Source organism: Hylemonella gracilis str. Niagara R (assembly GCF_000600295.1).
In the GTDB taxonomy this organism is placed as follows: domain Bacteria; phylum Pseudomonadota; class Gammaproteobacteria; order Burkholderiales; family Burkholderiaceae_C; genus Hylemonella; species Hylemonella gracilis_A.
In genome coordinates this window covers 2,552,591-2,572,007 of the sequence record NZ_JEMG01000001.1, presented here as the reverse complement: position 1 = coordinate 2,572,007, position 19,417 = coordinate 2,552,591, and the positions used below count along the sequence as shown (strand labels likewise).

At 63.9% G+C, this 19,417-nt stretch carries 27 protein-coding genes and 1 tRNA gene; 15 read left to right on the top strand and 13 right to left on the bottom strand.

Annotated features, from left to right (window positions below; all coding sequences use genetic code 11):
* The first annotated feature begins 77 nt into the window (after positions 1–77).
* The gene (locus AZ34_RS11845) at positions 78–1,007 is read left to right on the top strand and encodes a LysR family transcriptional regulator (RefSeq protein WP_051509758.1); all 930 of its coding nucleotides are present in this window, start codon (positions 78–80) and stop codon (positions 1,005–1,007) included.
* 49 nt (positions 1,008–1,056) lie between these two features.
* Here AZ34_RS11845 and AZ34_RS11840 read toward each other — a convergent pair whose 3' ends face one another.
* Positions 1,057–2,742, bottom strand: a complete 1,686-nt coding sequence (locus tag AZ34_RS11840; RefSeq protein ID WP_035608280.1) for an electron transfer flavoprotein-ubiquinone oxidoreductase — start codon at positions 2,740–2,742, stop codon at positions 1,057–1,059.
* A gap of 300 nt (positions 2,743–3,042) precedes the next feature.
* Here AZ34_RS11840 and AZ34_RS11835 point away from each other — a divergent pair, with 300 nt between their 5' ends.
* Positions 3,043–4,971: a methyl-accepting chemotaxis protein gene (locus AZ34_RS11835; protein WP_035608277.1), complete on the top strand. Its 1,929-nt coding sequence runs from the start codon at positions 3,043–3,045 to the stop codon at positions 4,969–4,971.
* Between the two features lie 13 nt (positions 4,972–4,984).
* Here the strand turns inward: AZ34_RS11835 and AZ34_RS11830 are convergent, their stop codons facing one another.
* Complete coding sequence (locus tag AZ34_RS11830) at positions 4,985–5,560, bottom strand: LuxR C-terminal-related transcriptional regulator (RefSeq protein ID WP_035608275.1); 576 nt, start codon at positions 5,558–5,560, stop codon at positions 4,985–4,987.
* A gap of 147 nt (positions 5,561–5,707) precedes the next feature.
* Between AZ34_RS11830 and AZ34_RS11825 the strand changes: the two genes are divergently transcribed.
* From AZ34_RS11825 to AZ34_RS11810, 4 genes are all read left to right on the top strand, one after another.
* Positions 5,708–6,409, top strand: a complete 702-nt coding sequence (locus tag AZ34_RS11825; protein WP_035608272.1) for a CoA transferase subunit A — start codon at positions 5,708–5,710, stop codon at positions 6,407–6,409.
* Positions 6,410–6,471: 62 nt separating this feature from the next.
* Positions 6,472–7,110, top strand: coding sequence for a 3-oxoacid CoA-transferase subunit B (locus AZ34_RS11820; RefSeq protein ID WP_035608269.1), 639 nt, complete (start codon positions 6,472–6,474; stop codon positions 7,108–7,110).
* Positions 7,111–7,334: 224 nt separating this feature from the next.
* The gene (locus tag AZ34_RS11815) at positions 7,335–7,790 is read left to right on the top strand and encodes a hypothetical protein (RefSeq protein WP_155831803.1); all 456 of its coding nucleotides are present in this window, start codon (positions 7,335–7,337) and stop codon (positions 7,788–7,790) included.
* Positions 7,791–7,914: 124 nt separating this feature from the next.
* Positions 7,915–8,667, top strand: a complete 753-nt coding sequence (locus tag AZ34_RS11810) for an alpha/beta hydrolase (protein ID WP_035608264.1) — start codon at positions 7,915–7,917, stop codon at positions 8,665–8,667.
* An 84-nt stretch (positions 8,668–8,751) separates the two neighbouring features.
* On the opposite strand, the gene AZ34_RS11805 is transcribed toward AZ34_RS11810, so the two are convergent.
* Positions 8,752–8,825: transfer RNA gene (locus AZ34_RS11805), tRNA-Gly, on the bottom strand.
* A 204-nt stretch (positions 8,826–9,029) separates the two neighbouring features.
* On the opposite strand from AZ34_RS11805, the gene AZ34_RS11800 reads away from it, so the two are divergent.
* Positions 9,030–10,301 (top strand): tyrosine-type recombinase/integrase, encoded by a 1,272-nt coding sequence (locus AZ34_RS11800; RefSeq protein WP_035608261.1) that lies wholly within the window; start codon positions 9,030–9,032, stop codon positions 10,299–10,301.
* Here AZ34_RS11800 and AZ34_RS17980 read toward each other — a convergent pair.
* From AZ34_RS17980 to AZ34_RS11765, 8 genes are all read right to left on the bottom strand, one after another.
* Positions 10,261–10,530: a helix-turn-helix transcriptional regulator gene (locus tag AZ34_RS17980; protein WP_035608258.1), complete on the bottom strand. Its 270-nt coding sequence runs from the start codon at positions 10,528–10,530 to the stop codon at positions 10,261–10,263. The two genes, AZ34_RS11800 and AZ34_RS17980, sit on opposite strands and share 41 nt — an antisense overlap.
* Positions 10,502–11,026 carry a hypothetical protein gene (locus tag AZ34_RS11790; RefSeq protein WP_035608256.1) on the bottom strand — a complete coding sequence of 175 codons (525 nt, stop codon included), beginning with the start codon at positions 11,024–11,026 and terminating at the stop codon, positions 10,502–10,504. The genes AZ34_RS17980 and AZ34_RS11790 overlap by 29 nt, the downstream gene beginning before the upstream one ends.
* Positions 11,023–12,708, bottom strand: a complete 1,686-nt coding sequence (locus AZ34_RS17655) for a ParB/RepB/Spo0J family partition protein (protein ID WP_051509756.1) — start codon at positions 12,706–12,708, stop codon at positions 11,023–11,025. The genes AZ34_RS11790 and AZ34_RS17655 overlap by 4 nt, the downstream gene beginning before the upstream one ends.
* Positions 12,705–13,370 carry a hypothetical protein gene (locus AZ34_RS11780; RefSeq protein ID WP_035608253.1) on the bottom strand — a complete coding sequence of 222 codons (666 nt, stop codon included), beginning with the start codon at positions 13,368–13,370 and terminating at the stop codon, positions 12,705–12,707. Before AZ34_RS11780 ends, AZ34_RS17655 begins: the two co-directional genes overlap by 4 nt.
* Entirely contained in the window at positions 13,367–13,675 is a 309-nt protein-coding gene (locus AZ34_RS11775; protein ID WP_035608251.1) for a hypothetical protein, read from the bottom strand. Before AZ34_RS11775 ends, AZ34_RS11780 begins: the two co-directional genes overlap by 4 nt.
* Positions 13,676–13,778: 103 nt before the next feature.
* Positions 13,779–14,084: a hypothetical protein gene (locus tag AZ34_RS11770; protein ID WP_035608248.1), complete on the bottom strand. Its 306-nt coding sequence runs from the start codon at positions 14,082–14,084 to the stop codon at positions 13,779–13,781.
* Positions 14,081–14,221, bottom strand: a complete 141-nt coding sequence (locus AZ34_RS18375; RefSeq protein ID WP_155831802.1) for a hypothetical protein — start codon at positions 14,219–14,221, stop codon at positions 14,081–14,083. The genes AZ34_RS11770 and AZ34_RS18375 overlap by 4 nt, the downstream gene beginning before the upstream one ends.
* Positions 14,218–14,553 carry a hypothetical protein gene (locus AZ34_RS11765; RefSeq protein WP_035608246.1) on the bottom strand — a complete coding sequence of 112 codons (336 nt, stop codon included), beginning with the start codon at positions 14,551–14,553 and terminating at the stop codon, positions 14,218–14,220. Before AZ34_RS11765 ends, AZ34_RS18375 begins: the two co-directional genes overlap by 4 nt.
* 210 nt (positions 14,554–14,763) lie before the next feature.
* Between AZ34_RS11765 and AZ34_RS11760 the strand changes: the two genes are divergently transcribed.
* The 3 genes from AZ34_RS11760 (at position 14,764) to AZ34_RS11750 (ending at position 16,498) form a co-directional block, all read left to right on the top strand.
* Positions 14,764–15,033, top strand: coding sequence for a BrnT family toxin (locus AZ34_RS11760; RefSeq protein ID WP_035608244.1), 270 nt, complete (start codon positions 14,764–14,766; stop codon positions 15,031–15,033).
* Complete coding sequence (locus AZ34_RS11755; protein WP_035608241.1) at positions 15,017–15,307, top strand: BrnA antitoxin family protein; 291 nt, start codon at positions 15,017–15,019, stop codon at positions 15,305–15,307. The genes AZ34_RS11760 and AZ34_RS11755 overlap by 17 nt, the downstream gene beginning before the upstream one ends.
* A 90-nt stretch (positions 15,308–15,397) precedes the next feature.
* On the top strand, positions 15,398–16,498 hold the full coding sequence (locus AZ34_RS11750; RefSeq protein ID WP_035608239.1) for a type I restriction endonuclease: 1,101 nt from the start codon (positions 15,398–15,400) through the stop codon (positions 16,496–16,498).
* A 95-nt stretch (positions 16,499–16,593) separates the two neighbouring features.
* Here AZ34_RS11750 and AZ34_RS17650 read toward each other — a convergent pair whose 3' ends face one another.
* The gene (locus tag AZ34_RS17650; protein ID WP_155831801.1) at positions 16,594–17,010 is read right to left on the bottom strand and encodes a helix-turn-helix domain-containing protein; all 417 of its coding nucleotides are present in this window, start codon (positions 17,008–17,010) and stop codon (positions 16,594–16,596) included.
* Positions 17,011–17,084: 74 nt separating this feature from the next.
* Between AZ34_RS17650 and AZ34_RS11740 the strand changes: the two genes are divergently transcribed.
* A complete protein-coding gene (locus tag AZ34_RS11740; protein WP_051509751.1) occupies positions 17,085–17,372 on the top strand; it encodes a hypothetical protein in 288 nt (95 codons plus the stop codon).
* Between the two features lie 68 nt (positions 17,373–17,440).
* Here AZ34_RS11740 and AZ34_RS11735 read toward each other — a convergent pair whose 3' ends face one another.
* Complete coding sequence (locus AZ34_RS11735) at positions 17,441–17,710, bottom strand: hypothetical protein (RefSeq protein WP_035608235.1); 270 nt, start codon at positions 17,708–17,710, stop codon at positions 17,441–17,443.
* Between the two features lie 270 nt (positions 17,711–17,980).
* Between AZ34_RS11735 and AZ34_RS11730 the strand changes: the two genes are divergently transcribed.
* From AZ34_RS11730 to AZ34_RS11715, 4 genes are read left to right on the top strand one after another with little or no spacing between them, the layout of a single operon-like run.
* The gene (locus AZ34_RS11730) at positions 17,981–18,454 is read left to right on the top strand and encodes a phage regulatory CII family protein (protein ID WP_035608232.1); all 474 of its coding nucleotides are present in this window, start codon (positions 17,981–17,983) and stop codon (positions 18,452–18,454) included.
* A gap of 52 nt (positions 18,455–18,506) precedes the next feature.
* Entirely contained in the window at positions 18,507–18,884 is a 378-nt protein-coding gene (locus AZ34_RS11725; RefSeq protein ID WP_155831800.1) for a hypothetical protein, read from the top strand.
* On the top strand, positions 18,881–19,138 hold the full coding sequence (locus AZ34_RS11720) for a hypothetical protein (protein WP_155831799.1): 258 nt from the start codon (positions 18,881–18,883) through the stop codon (positions 19,136–19,138). Before AZ34_RS11725 ends, AZ34_RS11720 begins: the two co-directional genes overlap by 4 nt.
* Positions 19,122–19,400 (top strand): hypothetical protein, encoded by a 279-nt coding sequence (locus tag AZ34_RS11715; RefSeq protein WP_035608224.1) that lies wholly within the window; start codon positions 19,122–19,124, stop codon positions 19,398–19,400. The genes AZ34_RS11720 and AZ34_RS11715 overlap by 17 nt, the downstream gene beginning before the upstream one ends.
* Positions 19,401–19,417: the final 17 nt, after the last annotated feature.

Sequence of the window (19,417 nt, the reverse complement as noted above, 5' to 3'; positions counted from 1 at the left end):
ATGGCCGCCAGTGTCTTGCGGCCAAGTGTTCCGAACCAGCCATGCGATACTGCGGCAATGACAAATGGAATTTGTCAATGAAGGCATCGATTGCTCCTGCTTTGGCCCTTTCCGAGCGCCTGGACCTCGGCGCCTTGCGTTTGGCCCTGCGCGTGGCCGAGCTCGGTGGCGTGGCCGCCGCCGCGCGTGAACAAGGATTGCTCAACGCGACCGCCACGGCGGCGATCCGCCGGCTGGAGCAGCAACTCGGTGCGCGCTTGTTCATGCGCTCCAGTCGCGCCCTGAGACCCACGCCGGAGGGCGAGGCCTTCTTGCAGCGCTGCCTCTCGGCGCTGAGCGCCGTGGACGAGGCGGCGGCCGAATTGCGCGCGCCGCTCACGCAGGTGCGGGGTTTGTTGCGCCTGGGCGTACCGACCGACCTGGGCACGCAGGTCTTGCGTTCGCTGCTGGATGAATTCATGGGGCTGCACCCGCAGTTGCAACTCGATCTGGCCGTCGGCGACCGTGTGGCCGATCTGACGCGCGAGCCCGTGGACGCCGCCATCCGCTATGGCGAGGCCGCCCCCGGCCAGATCGTGCGGCCCCTGGTGCCGGACAACCATGCCATTCTGGTGGCCGCGCCCGCCTATTTGCGTCGCGCGGGCATGCCCAAACGCTTGGACGACCTGGCCGCGCACGAGATGATCGGCCTGCGCATCGCCAGCCGGCCCGCGCACCGATGGACGCTGCTCGACGCCGGCAAGCCGGTCACCTTCCGCGCGCGGGTGCGCCGCAGTGTCGACAGCGGCCTGGTCGCTCGGCAATGGGCGGTGGAGGGCTGGGGTATCGCGCTGAAGTCGCGCCTGGACGTGGCCGCCGATCTGGCGGCCGGGCATCTGGTCCACGTCCTGCCCCAGGTGCGCTCCCAGCCTTATCCGCTGGTTCTTGCGCTCGCGCGCGGCACGCACCTGAGCGCGCGCATGCGGGCTTTAGGGGATTTCCTGCAGCGGCGCTTGCAGGCGGCTTGACCCCGGCGCATGGGCTGGGAAGGCCGGGCGCTCGGAGCGCCCGAAATGCTTACATTCCGCTGTAGTTAGGCCCGCCGCCGCCTTCCGGCGTGACCCAGACGATGTTCTGCGTCGGGTCCTTGATGTCGCAGGTCTTGCAGTGCACGCAGTTCTGGGCGTTGATCTGCAGGCGGTCGCTGTTGTCGGCGTTCTTGACGAACTCGTACACGCCCGCCGGGCAGTAACGGCTCTCGGGACCGGCGTATCTGGCCAGGTTGATGCTGACCGGCACGCTCGCGTCCTTGAGCGTCAGGTGCGCGGGCTGGTCTTCGGCGTGGTTGGTGTTGCTGATGAACACGCTGCTCAAACGGTCGAAGGTCAGTTTGCCGTCCGGCTTCGGGTAGGTGATGGGCTGGCACTCGGCAGCGGGTTTCAGGCGCTGGTGGTCGGCTTCCTTGCGGTGCACGGTCCACGGCGGGGTCTTGATGCCCAGCTTGGGCAGCAGCCAGTGCTCGATGCCGGTCATCAGCGCGCCCACGACGCTGCCTTTCTTGAACCATTGCTTGAAGTTGCGCGCGCGGTTCAGTTCCTGGTGCAGCCAGCTCTGCTCGAAGGCTGCGGGGTAGGCCGTGAGTTCATCGTGCGCGCGGCCCGCGGTGACGGCCTCGAAGAGCGCTTCGGCTGCCAGCATGCCGCTCTTGATGGCGGCGTGGCTGCCCTTGATGCGGCTGGCGTTCAGGTAACCCGCATCGCAGCCCACGAGCACGCCGCCCGGGAAGATGGTCTTGGGCAGGGACAGAAGGCCGCCGGCCGTGATGGCGCGCGCGCCGTAGCCGATGCGTTTGCCGCCTTCGATGTGCGCGCGGATGGCCGGGTGGGTTTTCCAGCGCTGCATTTCCTCGAAAGGGCTCAGGTAGGGGTTCTGGTAGTCCAGGCCGGTGACGAAGCCCAGCGTCACTTTGTTGCCCTCCAGGTGGTAGAGGAAGCCACCGCCGTAGGTGCTGTTGCCCATAGGCCAGCCGGCGGTATGGACAACACGGCCGGGCTGGGCCTTGTCGGCGGGGATTTCCCAGAGTTCCTTGACGCCGAGCGCGTAACTCTGCGGGTCCTTGCCTTCGTCGAGCTTGTACCTGGCGATGAGTTGCTTGCCCAGGTTGCCGCGCGAACCTTCCGCGAATACGGTGTACTTGGCGTGGAGCTCCATGCCGAGCTGGAAGCTGCCGGTGGGCTCGCCGTTCTTGCCGACGCCGAGGTTGCCGGTGGCCACTCCTTTCACGGAGCCGTTCTCGTTGTAGAGCACTTCAGCGACGGCGAAGCCGGGGAAGATTTCCACGCCCAGGGCTTCGGCCTGCTCGCTGAGCCATTTGGTGACCAAGCCGAGCGCAACGACGTAATTGCCCTGGTTATGGAAGTTGTCCGGCACCAGGAAGTCCGGCGTGCGCTTGGCACCCTTTTCGGACAGGAAGAGCACGTCGTCGCCCGTCACTGGCTGGTTCAGCGGCGCGCCGCGTTCCTTCCAGTCGGGGAAGAGTTCCTCGATGGCGCGCGGGTCCATGACCGCGCCAGAGAGGATGTGCGCGCCGGGCTCGCCACCTTTTTCCAGCACGACGACCGAGACATCCTGGCCTTTTTCGGCCGCGAGCTGTTTCAAGCGGATGGCGGTGGACAGGCCGGCCGGGCCGCCGCCGACGACGACCACGTCGTATTCCATGGCTTCGCGCGGGCCGTATTGGGTGAGGATGTCTTGGTTCGTCATAAGCGGTATCTCGTTCTGTATCTCGTCTCGGGGCGGGGGCTTGTCGGTCAAGCGCGCTGCAGGATTCTAAGGCGCTTCGAGCCAATTCTTCAAAAAATAGCACGATCGTTCGATTCTTAACTCCGCCACCCGACCAGCCCGCTTGCTGCGATTTCCAGCGTCAGTTTGTGTCACGGCCTGCCGATATAGACAGAGGACCGGGGGAGGGTATGCGTGCGTCGCCTACGGGCGGGGCACGTCCCGTACTCGTCGGGTTTCTTGGGTTTGTTTTCTTTTGGCAATGCGGGGCGAGGTGTTCCCATGAACTTGAGTTTCAAGCAGAAGATTGGTGTCATCGTGGGGGCGGCGCTGCTGGCCGTGGCGGTGCTGATCGTCACTTCCACGCTGGCCGCGGGGCGGCGCGTCATGGAGGCGCGCACCGAGCAACTGGCCACGGCCGTGCAATCCATGCACAGCATCGTCAATGCCTACAAAAGCAAGGCCGAGAAGGGCGAGATGACCGTGGAGGACGCGCAGAAGGCCGCGGCCGAAGCGGTGCGGGTGTCGCGCTACGGGGCCGGCAACGTCGAGTACTTCTACATTTACACCATGGACGGCACCGGGGTCGTGCACCCCATCCGCAAGGATTTTGAGGGCCAGAACATGATGGGCAAGCTCAAGGATGGCCAGGGCAAGGACGTGATCGCCACCCTGACCGGTGCCTTGCGGGCCAGCAAGGACAACACCGCCATGGAGATGGGTGAATTCGCCCGTCCCGGTGCGACCGTGCCTTCGCCCAAACTGCAGTACGTGGTGCGGGTGCCCGGCTGGGAATGGATGTTGGGGTCCGGCCTGTATACCGACGACATCGACGCCATGAAGGCCCGCCTCTACCTCACCGGAGGGCTCCAGTTGCTGGTGGTGCTGCTGATCGTGGGCGGGATCGGTTGGTCGGTGGGGCGGTCGGTGATCCGCCAGGTGGGCGGTGAACCTAGCGAGGCCTACGCGGTGATGGTGCGCATCGCTCAGGGCGACTTGGGCGTGCAGATCCCGCCCGCCAGCCCAGGCAGTGTGATGGGCGGTCTGGCACAGATGGTTGGGTCCTTGCGTCATCTCGTCAGCGAGGTGCGCTCGGCGACCGACAGCATCACCACGGCGTCCAGCGAGATTGCCCAGGGCAACGCCGACCTGTCCCAGCGCACGGAGCAGACGGCGGGTAGCCTGCAGGCCACCGCCTCCGCGATGGAGCAGCTGACCAGCACGGTGCAGCAGACCTCGAACAGCGCGAGCATGGCGAACCAGTTGGCCACGACGGCGGCCGAGGTGGCCGGACGCGGCGGCGTGGTGGTGTCCGAGGTGGTCAGCACCATGGGCGATATCAACGACAGCAGCAAGCGCATCGCCGACATCATCAACGTGATCGATGGCATCGCCTTCCAGACCAACATCCTGGCGCTGAACGCGGCGGTGGAGGCCGCGCGCGCGGGCGAGCAAGGGCGGGGCTTCGCGGTGGTGGCCAGCGAGGTGCGGGCCCTGGCGGGGCGCAGCGCTGAGGCGGCCAAGGAGATCAAGGCCCTGATCGGCGCCTCGGTCCAGAAGGTGGAGAGCGGCAGCCGCCTGGTGGCCAATGCCGGGCAGACCATGGACGAGATCGTCACCTCGGTCAAGCGCGTCACGGACATCATTGCCGAGATCCACGCCGCCACCCACGAGCAGAGCCAGGGCATCGCGGGCGTGAACCAGTCCGTCGCCCAGCTGGACCAGATGACCCAGCAGAATTCCGCCTTGGTCGAGGAAAGTGCCGCCGCGGCCGGCAGCATGCGCGAACAGGCACAGAGCCTGGCACGGATGATGGCGGTGTTCCGCCTGGGCAGCGGCGAGGGTGAGGGCGAGTCGGGGCGCTTGCCGCCCTCGGCACGGGCCGCCGCCTCGGCGCCGCGCGCTCGGTCGGCTTCGTCCACGGGGTCGTCCACTGCCACGGCTTCCTCAACCTCTGCGGCGCGAGTTTCGGTGCCCCTGTCCACCCCGTCGGTGGCAGCTGGCCAGCCGAACCAGCCAGCACCGGCCGCGCCACCTCGGCTCGCGCCTGGCAAGGCGCAAGGCGCCCCAGCCCCTCAGATGGGTGCGAAGGCAGCGGGTGCAGGTGCGCCGAAAGCTGCAGCAGCCGCAACGGCAGCCCCGGCCAAACCCAAGGCCGTGTCGCCGCCCAAGGAAAGCAAGGAAGCGGAAGGCGAGTGGGAGACTTTTTGAGCCGTGTCTGCGCTCAGCCCAGCGTGAGCTTGAGCACGAGTTCGGCCGTGGTACCGGCTTGGTACTTGCGCATCAGCCGCGCGCGGTAGATTTCCACCGTGCGGTGGCTGATGGCCAGCGCCTTGCCGATTTCCTTGGAAGTCAGGCCCTCCAGCAAGCGGGCGGCGACCTCGCGTTCACGAGCCGTGAGCCCGGCCTTCACCTGGCGATGCGCGCTGAGGTCTTCGAAAGTCCAGATGCCCGGGCCCAGTGGTTGGCTGGGGTCGAGCGCGCGGCCCGTGACATGGCACCAGAACAGCTCGCCTTGGCGGTGCCCGTCTACACGCCGCATGATCCGGTCGTCCGCGTAAGTACTGTGGGCGTCCATGCGGGCGTTGATGCGTGCGCCGATGCGCTCGAATTCGTCCGTGCTCGGGTACAGCAGGGCGAAGGACTGGCCGATCAGCCTTTCTCTCTCGGTACCGAAGATCTCGCAGACGCGGCGGTTGCAGTCCAGGATGACGCGCTGGCGCGACAGCACCATGCCGATGGGGGCGTAGTCGAAAGCCAGGCGGTAATCGATGGGCGCGTTCGTGAGACTGCTGTCCATGGGCTTGCCCGCCGGGCGTGATGATTTTGTCTCCTTGTCCATGCGGGCTGGATTTTAGGCAGTACTACGTATCGGTCTAGGTAGGTGGCGCGTTTACAGTCTCGGGCTTGCATCCGGCATTCGATCAGACACAGCAAGGAGAACCCCGTGAACAAGATTTACCCGAGCGCCAAGGCGGCCATCGAGGGTGTGCTGCGCGACGGCCAGCTCATCGCCGTCGGTGGTTTTGGCCTGTGCGGCATCCCCGAGGCGCTCATTGATGCCGTGCGCGAGGCTGGCATCAAGAACCTGACCGCCATCTCCAACAATGCGGGGGTGGACGACTTCGGCCTGGGCAAGCTGCTGCAGACGCGGCAGATCAAGAAGATGATTTCCAGCTACGTGGGCGAGAACAAGGAGTTCGAGCGCCAGTACCTGGCCGGTGAACTGGAGCTGGAATTCACGCCCCAGGGCACGCTGGCCGAGAAGCTGCGCGCGGGCGGCGCGGGCATCCCGGCCTTTTTCACCAAGACCGGCGTCGGCACCGTGGTGGCTGACGGCAAGGAACTGCGCGAATTCGATGGCGAAACCTATGTGATGGAACGCGCCCTGGTGCCGGACGTGGCCCTGGTCAAGGCCGACGTGGCCGACAAGTCCGGCAATCTGCGCTTCAACCTGACCGCGCGCAACTTCAACCCAGCCGCGGCCATGGCGGGCAAGGTCTGCATCGTCGAGGTGGAAAAGATCGTTGAGACCGGCGAACTGCACCCGGACGACGTGCACCTACCCGGCATCTATGTGCACCGCATCGTGCTCAACGCCACGCCCGAAAAGCGCATCGAAAAACGCACGGTCAGGACCGCCGCCTGAGCCACTGGCCAGGCGACATTCGCGAGACGAACCCCCAGACAACGACAGGCAAGGAGTACAAGATGCCCTGGACCCAAGACCAGATGGCCGCGCGCGCGGCCCAGGAGCTGCAGGACGGCTTTTACGTGAACCTCGGCATCGGCATGCCGACCCTGGTGGCCAATTTCGTGCCCGAGGGCATGGAGGTGTGGCTGCAGAGCGAGAACGGCATGCTGGGCATCGGGCCTTTCCCGACGGAAGACGAAGTCGACCCGGACCTGATCAACGCCGGCAAACAGACCGTCACCACCATCAAGGGCACCAGCATCTTCGGCAGTCACGAGAGCTTCGCCATGATCCGCGGTGGCAAGATCAACCTCAGCATCCTGGGGGCCATGCAGGTCAGCGGCAAGGGGGACCTGGCCAACTGGATGATCCCGGGCAAGATGGTCAAGGGCATGGGCGGCGCCATGGACCTGGTGGCTGGCGTCCCGCGCTGCATCGTCCTGATGGAGCATGTGGCCAAGAAGAAGGACGGCAGCGAGGAACTCAAGATCCTGCCCGAGTGCACCCTGCCCCTGACTGGCAAGGGCGTGATCGACCGCATCATCACCGACCTCGGTGTCATGGACGTGACGCCGCAGGGCTTGAAGCTGGTTGAGCTGGCCCCGGGTGTGACGCGTGAATTCATCCAGGGCAAGACAGGCGTGTCCCTGCTCTGACACTCCGCATGCCGCGCCCTAGGCCGCGCGGTCGGACGGGATGACGTTGGAAGAGGCCCCGATGTCCGGCATCGGGGCCTTTATTTTTGCTTTGAGCAACCGTAAACAAAGGTATTGTCAAGTGGGCGCGGAGTTTGCAAACCTTGCAGCCGCGTTGGCCCGCTTCGGACATCCCATCCAGGGTGCTCCGGATTTCAGATCTGCTTGCGCTGCTCGATTGCCCCATGTTCTCCCGCTCGAAAAAACTCCTGAGACTGTCTGGCACTTCCCGTGCGGAGAAAAAATCCCGGGGTCTGCGTGCTTCCGATCCGGCGCAGGCCACGACAGGTGCACAGGCGCAAGCGGCGGTTGAGCGGGTGCGCATGGCCATGTCCGGCGCCATGCAGGCTTGCCTGGACAATGACAAGGCCAGCCTTGGGGACGAAGCGCAGCTTGCCGGGCACCTGCTGCCGGGCCAGGAGCGGGTGGACGGCCAGGTCAGCGCTCAGGTGGACATGCTGCAGCGTCAACTGCGGTCCGCACGCGACCTGGACACGCTTTGGTACCTGCGCCCAGGCCTGATGAACGTGATCGCGGTGCGGCAGGGTGAAGTGGCGGCCCGCGACTGCTTGGTGGCCCTTACCGCACTCTTCAAGCAGCACCAGCCGGGTGGCCGTTCGTCTCGGCCTGCTGCCTACTAGCGCTGCCGGATGGTTTGTGTGGCCATCGTGGCCAGGCTGCTGGGCTTGCCTGGCCACTTCCATGCGCGTTGCAGAGGTGGGCACAGCCGCTGCCTTGGCCTTCTTGCTCTCCTAGAATGACCGCATGCTCGATCCCGATCTGCTGGGGCCATCCCATGGCATGCTGCTGGGCCGCCTGAATTTCACATTGCCGGGGTCGCCCACCCAGCCGCCGCTGCCTGCGGGCCGCCACAACCTGCAGTTTCCCGAAGGTCGCGAAGCCGTACTGGTGGTGCCCGAGGGCCTGGATATCACGACTCCCGTGCCCTTGCTGGTGCTGTGCCACGGCGCGGGGGGCGAGGCCGACAAGGTCTTGCCGTATTTCGTGCGCTGGGCGCGGGCCCGGCGTTTCCTGCTGCTGACGCCCCAGTCCCTGTTCCCAACCTGGGACATCGTGATCGGCGGTCATGGGCCGGATCTGGAGCGCCTGGACACCGCGCTGCGCCAGGTGGCCGCCTGTTTCCGCCTCGACCCGGCACGCATCGCCCTGGCCGGTTTCTCCGATGGCGGCAGCTACGCGCTGTCGGTTGGGCTGAGCAATGGCGACCTCTTCAGCCACGTCATCGCACTGTCAGCGGGTTTCATGAACGCTTTCACGCGCCATGGCACGCCCAAGGTCTTCCTCGCGCACGGCCGCTCCGACACGCAACTGCCTTACGACACGAGCGCCCGCACGCACGCGCTGAAGCTGCTGGAGGAGGGTGTGGACCTCACCCTGCTGCCCTTCGACGGCGAGCACCGCATCGAGCCCGCAGTGGTGGCCCAGGCGGTCGCGTTTTTCATGGGGGAGGAGGGGGCACAGGCGCCTGCTGCCCAGCGGGTGGTGCCGGATCCCTGAGGCTGGGCGCCAAGGCGGCTAGCGGATTTGCTCGCTGGCAAACAAGAACGGCCCAGGAGGAGGGTCCTGGGCCGTTGTTCATTCTGGAGCGGGTGAAGGGAATCGAACCCTCGTATGAAGCTTGGGAAGCTGCCGTTCTACCATTGAACTACACCCGCGTTGCGCAACTCATTGATTCCTAACGGAAATCCGCGCTAAGTGCCTGATTTTACAACGGAATTCGGCGAACCCTACAGCTCAGTTGTCCTCGCTAAAGCCCGTCCAAACCCGTCTACACTTGCGCCCTTGGCGTAGGTTCGGCGTAGGTTTTTGCTCCTCACCGCTCCTGCGCGCCTGGAAGTCACAGCGGGGGGCACTATACCTTGTATTTCGACGCAAGATCGGCAAAGCTGCTTCAGCCTGGTGAGCACCTGGTAGTAGACGGTTGCAAGGGCCTGCGCCTGGAAGCCACGGCCAGTAGGCGAACATGGACCTACCGCTACAAGCTCGGCGACCGAATGAAGCAGACGTCGCTCGGGCAGTGGCCCGCCATGTCCGTCCAGGCAGCAGTCGTGGCCTGGAAGGAGCTGAGCGAGTTGCGTGCGGCAGGCGGTGATCCAGCTGCGCAGAAGAAGGCCGCACGCCTGCAGGCTATGCCTGAGCCTGTAGCCGGCGCGGGCTACACCGTGGCGGAGGTTGTTCGCGACTTCTGCGTCCACCTCCATGACACCAGGGCCGAGGCAGGGGCGGTCGCATCCCAGCGTGCCCTGGAGCGAGTCCTCTCTGAAGAGCCCGCATTTGCTGCTTCAGTGCCGCAGCAGGTGACACGTGCTGTTGCGTTCAACTTGCTCGAGGCCCGCAAGGCCACGCCGACGTCGACGGCGAAGTTGCGCTCGCTACTTGGCGCGGCTTGGGATCACGCCCTCGATGCTGGGCGCGTCCCCGACTCCACTCCCAACTGGTGGCGCCAGGTGATGCGCGGCAAGCTCAAGAGCAGGGGCAAGATCATTGGTGGTGAGCACGTTGGCCGCGCGCGCCGAGTGTTGAGTGACATGGAAGTTGGCGAGCTGCTTCGCTGGCTGCCCAATATGCATGAACTGGGCGCGGATGCGACCGTGATGTACCTATGGACCTGTGCGCGAGGTGGGGAGATCCTGGCCATGCGGCCGGAAAACATCTCAGAAGAGGCGGACGGAATGTGGTGGACCGTCCCGAAGGATCAGACCAAAAACGCTAGATTCGAACATGCCGTCGATCACCGCGTTCCGCTGGTTGGTCGAGCGCTCAAGATCGTGAGGCGCCGCATGGCCAATGTCGGTGAGTCGGGCTTCCTGTTCGAAGACTCGCGCGGCGAGCAGTACACCCAGCACGATTTCTCGACCTACATCTACCACCTGCAGCCGTACTCAGATAAGGCGACGGTGCGCAAGGCTGCCGGCGTGGTGTTGCCGGTTGCTGGCTGGACGCCGCACGATTTGCGCAGAACTGGGCGCACCATGTTGTCCGCGCTTGGGTGTATTGACGAGATCGGCGAGGCCATCCTCGGGCACCTGCAGGCGGGCATTGTTGGCGTCTATAACACCCACCGTTACGACGGTGAGAAGCGGGCTTGGCTCACGCGCCTTGCAAAGCACCTGGAGCATTTGACGAAGTAGCGCGCGGCTTCTTCGCGCCGGTATTGGGCGGTGGCAAGAGCGTTGACACGGGGCGAGTCCTGGCCCACACGTCCAGCTCTTCGACTAGCCACCCCACTCGCCGTCCCACCAACTGGCGAGGCGGCGGGAAGTTACCCTCGCGAACGCCTTTCTCAAGCGTCGTCTCTGAGATGCAGCAGTAGGTCGCTGCCTGCTCTTTGTCAAGCAATGCTGGTTTGATTGCGATCATGATTGCGAGCGAGGACGGAGATGTCACGCACGACGGTGACGGTGTGGCCCTGGGCCCGTGTCTTGTTTTGGGCCAGGTCCACGGCGCGGATGAACTCGGCACGGCCGAGCTGCTTGGCCTGGAAGGTGTGCAGCTCGACGAAGAGGTTGAGTGCGTCCAGCTCCTGGTAGTACAGAGTTGGCGGCTTCCAAGCGCCGCAGTCCATGGCGCGGCGGTAGATGCCTTGCAGCGCCTGGTCGGTCGCGTCCAGGTGCCCCTGCAGGCCGCGCACGACGCCTTGGCGCTCAATGGCCTGGGCGACTTCGACCGAGCCGGACAGGATGGACCATTGCAGCTCCGTTGCCACCCCCTCGCGCATGGCGCGGACTGCGGCCTGGACGGGTTTGAACAGTTCCGCCAGGTCCTGCCGGCTGGGCTTGGCCGCGCCGTGCAGGGCCAGCTCCAGCGTGTTGACGGCGACGGGGCGCGGACGGTAGGCACTGCGCTTGCGGCTCATGCTTCGGCTTCCTCTTCGGCCTCGGTGCTTGCGTCGGCCGCGTTGGTGTTGCCCACTTCCTCGCGCATCGCTTCGACATCAATGCCGTAGTGCTTGGCCGCGGTGAACAGGTTTTCAGCGCCTTGGTCGAGGTTTTCTTCCCACTCGCTGACCTCGATGTTCGCCACAAGTGCGCAGTCGATGCACAGGAGTGTGAGGTCATCGGCACTCATGTCGGAGATTCGGCCTTCGAATTCATCGGCATCGCCCAGGCCCCATAGGTCGGCAAGCAATTCGCTTTCTTCGTGGTAGAAATCGCTGTTCAGCGAGGCGCGGGCGATCATCTGCAGATCAAAGATGCTTCGCGGACTCGCCTTGACGGCGGCGCGCACCTGCTTGAGTAGTTCGATGCGGAAGAAGTTCTCTTTTTTCGCGCGCTGCTCCCGCTGCTTGCGAGCCTTAGCGTCATGGCGCTGGCGTTGCTCGTAGCTGCCCCCATTCTTCGAGGTTGCTGGCTCTGTCTTGATGCCCGCCGCCTGGGCGTCTGCCACGGCCAAGGCCTCGACGGTCTTGCCGGTGCGTGGGTCTTGAAGGACAACGATGGGCAGGTCCTTGAGGGCTTCCTTGGCTTTCTTGGCATTGCCTGCCACCTTGAGTTCAGCCTTCACATCCTTGAGGTCGATGTAGCTGCCCTTGACATTGCCATATTGGTCAATCGCCGCGCGCGCCTTGTTGCCGGCAATGACCGTCTTGCCCTGCTGCTCCAGCTCCGCGGCCCGGTTATTGAGGTGCTGCTTTTTCTTCGCTTCAAAGCAGCTGGGGTCGGTGCACGTGTGAGGGTTGATGCTGCGCCGGTAGCCTCGAAGGCGCTCCGCCTCTTCGCCGTTGTCGTCGATCAGGTCGGCGTACTCTGGCGCGTTGGCCAGCAGCTTAGGGCATGAACCGCACGGTCCGGCTTCTTCAACCAGCAGAGCGTCCTGCGTGTCGAAAATGGCCCCCTCAAGGTCGAGCGTGAATTTCTCACGCAGCAGCTCCTGGATCTGCCGGAAGCTCTTCTTGCCCCCGTCCTTCATGTCGTAGTAGCGGCTCTTGATGGCTGCCAGTGCCTGTTCCTGCCATTTGGGCAGGCGCAGCCGGGCGATCAGCAGCGCAACCTCGCTGCCGATCTCGCCAGCCAGGCACGCATCGCGCACGACCTGAACGGCCTGCAGGAGCTTGAGGCGGCCGTAGACGTGGCTACGGCTCTTGCCGATCTGCGCAGCCAGCGTGTCCGCGTCGATGGGCTGCTCAGGGTCGTTCATCAGGGCGTGGAAGCCCTCGGCCTCCTCGATCGGATGCACGTCCTCGCGCTGCAGGTTCTCGCTGATCTGCAGGCGCTTGGCTTCGGCATCCCCGATCTCGCGCACCATGCAGGGCACGTCGATCAGGTCCGCGCGTTGGGCGGCGCGGAAGCGCCGGGCGCCGAAGATGATTTCGTAGACGCCATCGAACTGTCCGGCCCGGTCCGGGAGGTCGCGGTTGAAGGCCAGGACGCCGTCCACGGACAAATGCAGGGGCCGCACCAGCAGGGGCTGCTGGATGCCGACTTCGCGGATGTCAGCCGTCAGCTCGGCCAGGCCGGCCTCGCTGAACCGGCGGCGATAGTTGAACGCGCTTTCGCGCAGGTTGCTCGGGGCGATCAGTTGAATGCTGGTGGCGCTCATGCTGTTTCTCCTGTACCAAGGGGTTGCAGTCCTTGCAGCGGCGGCAGCGCCAGCATGTCGGCGGCCAGGCTGGCAAGCGTGTCGTCATTGCTGACGTGGAAGTTGGCGGGCAGCGCCGTAGCGGCACGCTCGCTGTTGTGGCCGGCGGTCTCATCCGGCAGGCGCGCGGTCTGTTGACGGTGAATCCGCACCACGTGCAGACGGTCGCTAGGCGACACGCGGCGCAGCGCCTCCAACTCGATGGGGTAGCGCAGATCCGTCACCGCGAAGCGCGTGAAGCCCTGAGCGGCGTAACGCTCCATCCAATGCGTCACGATGTCGGCGTAGTAACTGGGTTTGTAGCGGCGCTGAAAGTCACCCCAGTGCTGCATGACCCAGCGCGCGCTGCGAGGCGTATGCAGGCTCATGGCGCCGTCATAGGCCCAGCGCGTGAAGGCAGGGTCGCCACAGTTGCCGATGGCCAGTGCAGGCACGGCCAGCTCTTTGGTGGCGCGGTTGGTCAGCATGCGTTCATCGATGCGCCAGGTCGCGCAGATCTCGCGCCGTAGCGCGTCGGCGAAAGCGATGGTCATGAACGCCATGCGGTTGACCAGCACGGTTGCCGCGCTGTCTTTGCCTGCGCCAGGGGCGCCGGTCAGAGCGATGATGAGGGGTGAACTCACGAATGTTCCTCCTTGATGGGTTGGATGTGGCTGGCCGTCACGACCAGTCGGGTGCTGACGAGTGGTGCCTGCACGGTCACGCGCTCGCCCTTCTTGTGCCGGCGCGCGGCCGCGCGGCATTGCTCTTCCTGGCCGAGTGGAAAGAACTGCTCCACATGCATGTGTGTGTGCATGCCGTTGTCCAGTTCGACCTCCATGCACAGCACGGGCGCGATGTGGCCCTCCGCGTCGAGCTGTTTTGTGCGTGCCTCCGCGGCATGCAGCAGGGTGCCGCTGTACTCCAGGGTGATGGGGTCGGACGTCATGCTGCAGCCGCGTCCAGGTAGAAAGAAAGCAGCATCACGCCGAAGATGAAAGCCAGAAAGACGGCTTCTTCCAGCACATCCAGCCAGCGATTGCGGCGGCGCGTCACTGCAACACCCCTTCGCGCGCGCGTGTCGTGCGGCTGAACACGGCTTCCTCCAGGCAGGTGTGGTGCCGCGGGCATGCTGCGTTCACAGTGCAGACGCCTGCACTGTCGCAACCGAGCCTGGTCCGCATGTGCTTGGGTACGGCGGTCACCACGATGGGACCATCGGTCATCGCGTCTTCGATGTGGAGCTGAATCAGGATGTCGAGGCCGAGGATCACGGCATCCATGCGACTGTCGGCAATCACGTCCTGGGCGCGGGTAATACCACCGCACTGCATGCGGACGGTGTAGGCGGCACTCACGCTTCACCACCTTCCATGTGCGGCGAACGGCGGGCTTCTGAAAAGCCAACTTTGGAACCGCTACCCGCGTTGCCTGCCTTGTCTTGCGCGGGCAAACTGACAGCAAAGAGAAGGGCGTCGTTGGGAAGCGCGCTCATGCCATGCTCCGTGCGGCCGTGATGACCTGGCTGAGGTCAGCCGCCGCCGGGGCGCTGCTGGCCTGGGCTACGAGTTCACGCGCGTCGTCGACCAGGCCTGCCAGCATGCCGGCGCCGATCTCGTCGGCATCGCGGTTCAATCGTGCCACGCGCTCTGCCAGCTTGAGCAGAGCGGGGCCTGCGGCCATGGCCCGCGCCGTGGGCAGCATGACGTCCGTCAGGCCAAGAACGCAGCCGACCAACATGCCGTTGGCGTCTTTGATGTCTACCCCGAATTGCACCCCCACCGTGCTGGCGTGCAGGGGGTATCGGACGTGAGCGGGCGCGCTCATGCCGACACCTTGAAGTGCTGGAAGAGTCCCGGCCAGTCGGCCTTGCCGGGCAGTTCGCTGATTTCCATTTCCGCTCCTTTCAGCCTGTGGATGGCTGGCGGAATGAATTGTTAGCTGAAACTAATCTTCAGTCAATAGCCGTAACTAATGAGATTATTCGCCGCTAATTTTGTATTGACGAAAATAATTTAAGGCTGCACAATAATTCACATGCAAATCGAGTTCGATCCCGCCAAGGACGCAATCAATCAAGCTCGGCACGGTTTGACCTTGGCCGAAGCGGGGGAACTGGATTGGGAGACCCTGGTCGCCAAGCCGGACACGCGCCGAGACTATGGCGAGACACGGCAAATCGGCTACGCGGTGCGGGGTGCGCGCCTGTATTGCGTGGTGTACGTGGACCGCGGCGAGGTGCGCCGCATCATCAGCCTGCGCAAGGCCAATTCACGCGAGGTAAAAAGCTATGCCCAAGACCATTAAGACCCGTTCCGGCCTGGTGCTGGAGCTGCCCACGCCCAAAGAAGATGCTGCCATTGCAGCGGGCATCGCAGCAGATCCAGACACGTATGAAGTGAACGCTGCCGAGTTCAGGCAACTGCGCCCCGTGGGTCGTCCGCGAGCCGAGGTAGAGCGTCCCCGGCTGAACATGCGCGTGGACCCGGACGTGTTGGAGCACTTGCGCGCCAGCGGCAAGGGGTGGCAGACCCGGGTAAATGCTTTGCTCAAGGAAGCGGTGGGGCAGGGGCGGCTGTGATGGCGTCGGCCAAGGGGAGGTAGTGTGGCTGCGATGCGGAGTTGATTACACTTATATTGAACCTATCAACAACTTTGCAGGGAGAACACGGTGGATTTCATTGATCAGCTTCGCGTCTTGGCTTCGCGCATCACGGCAACCAAGGACATGATCCAGACCGAGGAGGCGACGAAGAACTCGATGATCATGCCCTTCATCCAGATTCTCGGGTACAACGTCTTCGACCCCTTGGAGGTCACGCCGGAGTTGGTCGCGGATGTTGGCTTGAAGAAGGGGGAGAAGGTTGACTACGCCATCTTGAAGGATGGCAACCCCATCATCCTTTTCGAGTGCAAGAAGGCGGGGGCCGAACTGAACATCAGTCACGCGGGGCAACTGTTTCGCTACTTCCATGTGACAACCGCGCGCTTCGGTGTCCTGACCAATGGGTTGGTTTACAAGTTCTTCAGCGACTTGGAACAGCCGAACAAGATGGACGAGAAGCCGTTCTTCGAATTCAATATCCTCGACTTCAAGGACAGGGACGTGGATGAACTGAAGAAGTTCGCCAAGGCCGTATTCGACCTGGACACGATCCTCACCACCGCGAACGAGTTGAAGTACACCCGCTCTATCCAGAACCGACTTGCGGAATGGATGGTCAGCCCGCCCGAGGACTTCGTTCGCCTTGTCGCAGCCGATCTGATCGGGAGCCGCCGTTTCACGCCGGCGCTCAGGGAGCAATTCACACCCATCACCAGGCGGGCATTCGAGCAGTTGATCGGGGAAAGGATCAATGCCCGGCTCAAGGGCGCCATGACGCCCGAGCCGGCCTCGTTGGTGGCACCAGTTCCGCCCGAATCCTCTGCCGATGCGCGGGCAGAGGATCAGGTTCACACCTCGCTGGAGGAGCTTGAGGCGTTCCACACCATCAGGGCGATCCTTCGGGACATGGTGAGCCCGGGCCGCATTACCATCCGGGACGCCCAGAGCTACTGCGCGGTCTTGCTCGACGACAACAACCGCAGGCCCCTTTGCCGTCTCCGGTTCAATAATCTGAAGAATCTCAGAATAGGTCTTTTCGACGAGAAGCGGGAAGAGGTGCTGGAACCGCTCGAGAAAGTCGATGACATCTACAACTTTGTTGACCGCTTGAAGGCGACACTGGTCACCTATCTGTCGGGGCAAGAGACGGGCACGGCAAAGGGTTGACGCGACAGGCGTGGGTTGCCCCCGCCTGTTAGCGTCAATCGAATCCCAACGTCTGTTGAGCGGGGTTGATTTTGTTTGGCCCCCGCTGCTCCCGTTTATTTCCCGGCCACTGCAGAAGCTTCGCCGTCTGAATGTGGGCGGTAGCCTGCGACAAAGACGCGGAGATATCCCAAGGCATCTTTCTTGCCCTTCTCGTCCAGTTGGCTGAACACGGCAAGTAGTTCAGTTCGGAGCGGATCTTCCTTGGGCTCTAATTTATAGGGTGCGGCGGCTTCCTGTGCCTGCAAGTCGCTCGGAAACATCGGTGGCCGCCCTGTTGCGAGCCATTGGGGCAAGACTTGCAGCACGTGGGCTGCGCGAAGCAGTTGTTCGCCCTTGATGCTCTTCGTTTTGCCGTTTGCCCAGTTGTAGGAAGTGGGCGGCTTCACTTTGCAGGCTCTTGCCAATTCCGCGTTGTTCAAGCCAAGAGCGTTCATCCGCTCTTTAACTCGTTCAGCAAGTGTGGATGTCATTATTAGGCGAGGCTAACTAAAGTATTGTTAGCTGTGGCTTGCTTTTATTGTTAGCTTCAGCTAATAATCTGGGCATGGAACTGACCCATGCCCAAATCATCGAGTTGCTGGATGGCCCCACGGCGGTGGCACGGCTGCTCGACATCAAGCCGCCTAGTGTGCATGCCTGGATCACCGAGGGCATCCCCGAGCCTCGTCTGATCGCCTTGGCAGCCCAGATCGAGCTCAAGAGCGGCGGGCAGTTCAGTCGCAAGCGCCGATGGCCGGACAAGTTCCACATCTTCTGGCCTGAGCTGCTTGACCAGGAGGGGGCGCCGCCTGTCCCTGCTGAGGCTGCGGAAGGGGAGGGCGGCCATGCGTGACTCAAAGCTGCGCCCGACATTCCTGGAGGCAGCCTGGTTCAACCATACCCAGGCTGAGCTGGCGAGGCTTATTTCTGGCGCAGCCGTTCCATCAGAGCCGTCCACTCCGGGCCTGCCCCGTTGCCGCGAATGCCCGCTGCAGTCTGATGCAGCACGGCCTTTATCACCACAGCATTCCTTGCTTGCGGTTCCAAGGTTGCAGCTGTCGCCTCGAAGGAGGCTGCCATTTCTTCGATGGTTGCGCCGCTTTTGTGCGCGACCACATGGGCGAGATGAGTGATGCAGGCCTGTATTCCAGCCGTCCAGCCTGTGATGGCTTCGATCTGTTCCTTTTCCATGAGCGCCCCCTTCTTGGCTTTGCTGGTTGACGTAGGACTCCCCAGTGTGGTCAGGCCGTGGGGCGCTCGCCCTTTTCACACCCGCCGCCGTCAAGTCCGGCGTGCCTCCCATGCGATGGCGTTGTCTCCTCCCTGGCGCCTGGCCGTGAGCGGGCAGGTTCACGGCCTTGGGCGCGCCGGGGCGGCGGGTGTTTTTCCTCTTCGTTTTCATGCAGGCAGTTTGAGTGTTTGCATGGGTTTTGTCGCTCACAAAAAGCAGGAGATGTTGTGATGGACTTGCGAGACGTTGCCGCGAACGTGGTGCATGACTACCCGGGCGGTGCGGTGTCACTCGCGCCGCGAGTCGGCAAGAACCCGACGACGCTGGCGCATGAGCTGAATGGCACGGGCGTGGCCAAGCTGGGGTTGATGGATGCGGAGCGCATCGTGCAGGCCACGGGTGATTTGCGCATCCTTGAGGCTTTCGCGCTCAACTGCCGGCAGATGCTGGTTCCGTTGCCGGACCTGCCGGCCGACCCGGTGGTCGACGAAAGCATCAGCCGCTTGGCCGTGGCCGCGCGCGAGTTCGGTGACTACTGCCGCGAAGTCGCCGTCAGCTTGGCAGACGGCCAGGTGTCGGACAACGAACTGGCCCGCATCGACCGAGAGGCGGGGGAGTTGATCGCCAGCCTGCACGGCGTGCGTGCTGCGGTGGCACAGATCAACTTGAGGGGCAAGCCAGCTGAATGGAAGGTGGGTGCATGAAACCGCGTTTCTTTTGCACCTCGTTCAACTGGGAATTCAAGGGGGAAATCAGGTGAGTCCTCTCGAAACACAAACCCTGCCGCTCCCCCTGCTCGGGGGGGTGGTTCAAGCGCAGACCTTGCACGTCCCGCCCGAAGTTTTGACCAAGCTGGTCAGCTACCGGCAGGCCTGCCGCATGGCATGGAAGCTCCGGCGCACGCGCATCACGCAGCGCACGCTGGCCGAGCTGTGCGGGCTCTATGCCTCGCACGTCTCCGAATACTTCAGCCTGCACGGTGACCGCCGCGAGCTGCCTGCGCGCTACATCGCGGTGGTTGAGTCAGCGATTGGCAACACGGTCATCAGCCAGTGGATCGCCCAGCAGTCAAGGCTGACGGTCTTGGAGGTGGTCGCCAGCTGCGACCAGGCAGCGCGGAGGGCCGCGGCATGACAGATATGGAACCTGGCGCCATCTACCGGCTGCCAAGCGGGCGATTCGCCATGCTCATGGCCATCAATGCAGACGCCTGCACGCTGGGGGTGGTTGACGTGCATCGCGTGGTGTTGCTGTCTGGCGGGGAACTGGCTTTGTCACATGCCGCAGCAGCTCGCCTGCGCGTGGCGTGGCACGCAGACCAGTGGCAGGCGCGGCGTGCCGACCGGTTGGCGTTGGAGCAGGAGCGTGCCCATGCGGCCGCGGAGTGACGCACGCCAGGCCCTCCTGGCGGACATTCGCAGCCATGGCCATGCGCGGCTGGTGGACGTGGTTGAGCGTACGGGCTTGGAGTACGGAAAGGCTCGCCAGTTGCTGGCAGACAGCGTGCGCGCCGGAGACCTGACATACACCCTGCAACGTGCGGCCCATGCGTTGCGGCCGGTGGCCGTCTATGAGCCGGCCGTTGAGCTGGAGGAGATGGCTGGCGACTGCTCGGCCGCCGCACTTGAACTTGCCGCCTGCTGGCGTTAAAGCGATCACGCGTCATA

Bases quoted from the DNA above. Each gene is read 5' to 3' on its own strand.
- AZ34_RS11740 (WP_051509751.1), top strand. From the start codon at position 17,085: ATGGAACTGACCCATGCCCAAATCATCGAGTTGCTGGATGGCCCCACG.
- AZ34_RS11755 (WP_035608241.1), top strand. From the start codon at position 15,017: ATGCCCAAGACCATTAAGACCCGTTCCGGCCTGGTGCTGGAGCTGCCC.
- AZ34_RS11760 (WP_035608244.1), top strand. From the start codon at position 14,764: ATGCAAATCGAGTTCGATCCCGCCAAGGACGCAATCAATCAAGCTCGG.
- AZ34_RS11720 (WP_155831799.1), top strand. From the start codon at position 18,881: ATGACAGATATGGAACCTGGCGCCATCTACCGGCTGCCAAGCGGGCGA.
- AZ34_RS11715 (WP_035608224.1), top strand. From the start codon at position 19,122: ATGCGGCCGCGGAGTGACGCACGCCAGGCCCTCCTGGCGGACATTCGC.
- AZ34_RS11765 (WP_035608246.1), bottom strand. From the start codon at position 14,553: ATGAGCGCGCCCGCTCACGTCCGATACCCCCTGCACGCCAGCACGGTG.
- AZ34_RS11815 (WP_155831803.1), top strand. From the start codon at position 7,335: ATGTTCTCCCGCTCGAAAAAACTCCTGAGACTGTCTGGCACTTCCCGT.
- AZ34_RS11790 (WP_035608256.1), bottom strand. From the start codon at position 11,026: ATGAGCCGCAAGCGCAGTGCCTACCGTCCGCGCCCCGTCGCCGTCAAC.
- AZ34_RS11830 (WP_035608275.1), bottom strand. From the start codon at position 5,560: ATGGACAGCAGTCTCACGAACGCGCCCATCGATTACCGCCTGGCTTTC.
- AZ34_RS11775 (WP_035608251.1), bottom strand. From the start codon at position 13,675: ATGACGTCCGACCCCATCACCCTGGAGTACAGCGGCACCCTGCTGCAT.
- AZ34_RS17655 (WP_051509756.1), bottom strand. From the start codon at position 12,708: ATGAGCGCCACCAGCATTCAACTGATCGCCCCGAGCAACCTGCGCGAA.
- AZ34_RS11820 (WP_035608269.1), top strand. From the start codon at position 6,472: ATGCCCTGGACCCAAGACCAGATGGCCGCGCGCGCGGCCCAGGAGCTG.
- AZ34_RS11835 (WP_035608277.1), top strand. From the start codon at position 3,043: ATGAACTTGAGTTTCAAGCAGAAGATTGGTGTCATCGTGGGGGCGGCG.
- AZ34_RS11735 (WP_035608235.1), bottom strand. From the start codon at position 17,710: ATGGAAAAGGAACAGATCGAAGCCATCACAGGCTGGACGGCTGGAATA.
- AZ34_RS17650 (WP_155831801.1), bottom strand. From the start codon at position 17,010: ATGACATCCACACTTGCTGAACGAGTTAAAGAGCGGATGAACGCTCTT.
- AZ34_RS11810 (WP_035608264.1), top strand. From the start codon at position 7,915: ATGCTCGATCCCGATCTGCTGGGGCCATCCCATGGCATGCTGCTGGGC.
- AZ34_RS11730 (WP_035608232.1), top strand. From the start codon at position 17,981: ATGGACTTGCGAGACGTTGCCGCGAACGTGGTGCATGACTACCCGGGC.
- AZ34_RS17980 (WP_035608258.1), bottom strand. From the start codon at position 10,530: ATGATCGCAATCAAACCAGCATTGCTTGACAAAGAGCAGGCAGCGACC.
- AZ34_RS11845 (WP_051509758.1), top strand. From the start codon at position 78: ATGAAGGCATCGATTGCTCCTGCTTTGGCCCTTTCCGAGCGCCTGGAC.
- AZ34_RS18375 (WP_155831802.1), bottom strand. From the start codon at position 14,221: ATGAGCGCGCTTCCCAACGACGCCCTTCTCTTTGCTGTCAGTTTGCCC.
- AZ34_RS11840 (WP_035608280.1), bottom strand. From the start codon at position 2,742: ATGACGAACCAAGACATCCTCACCCAATACGGCCCGCGCGAAGCCATG.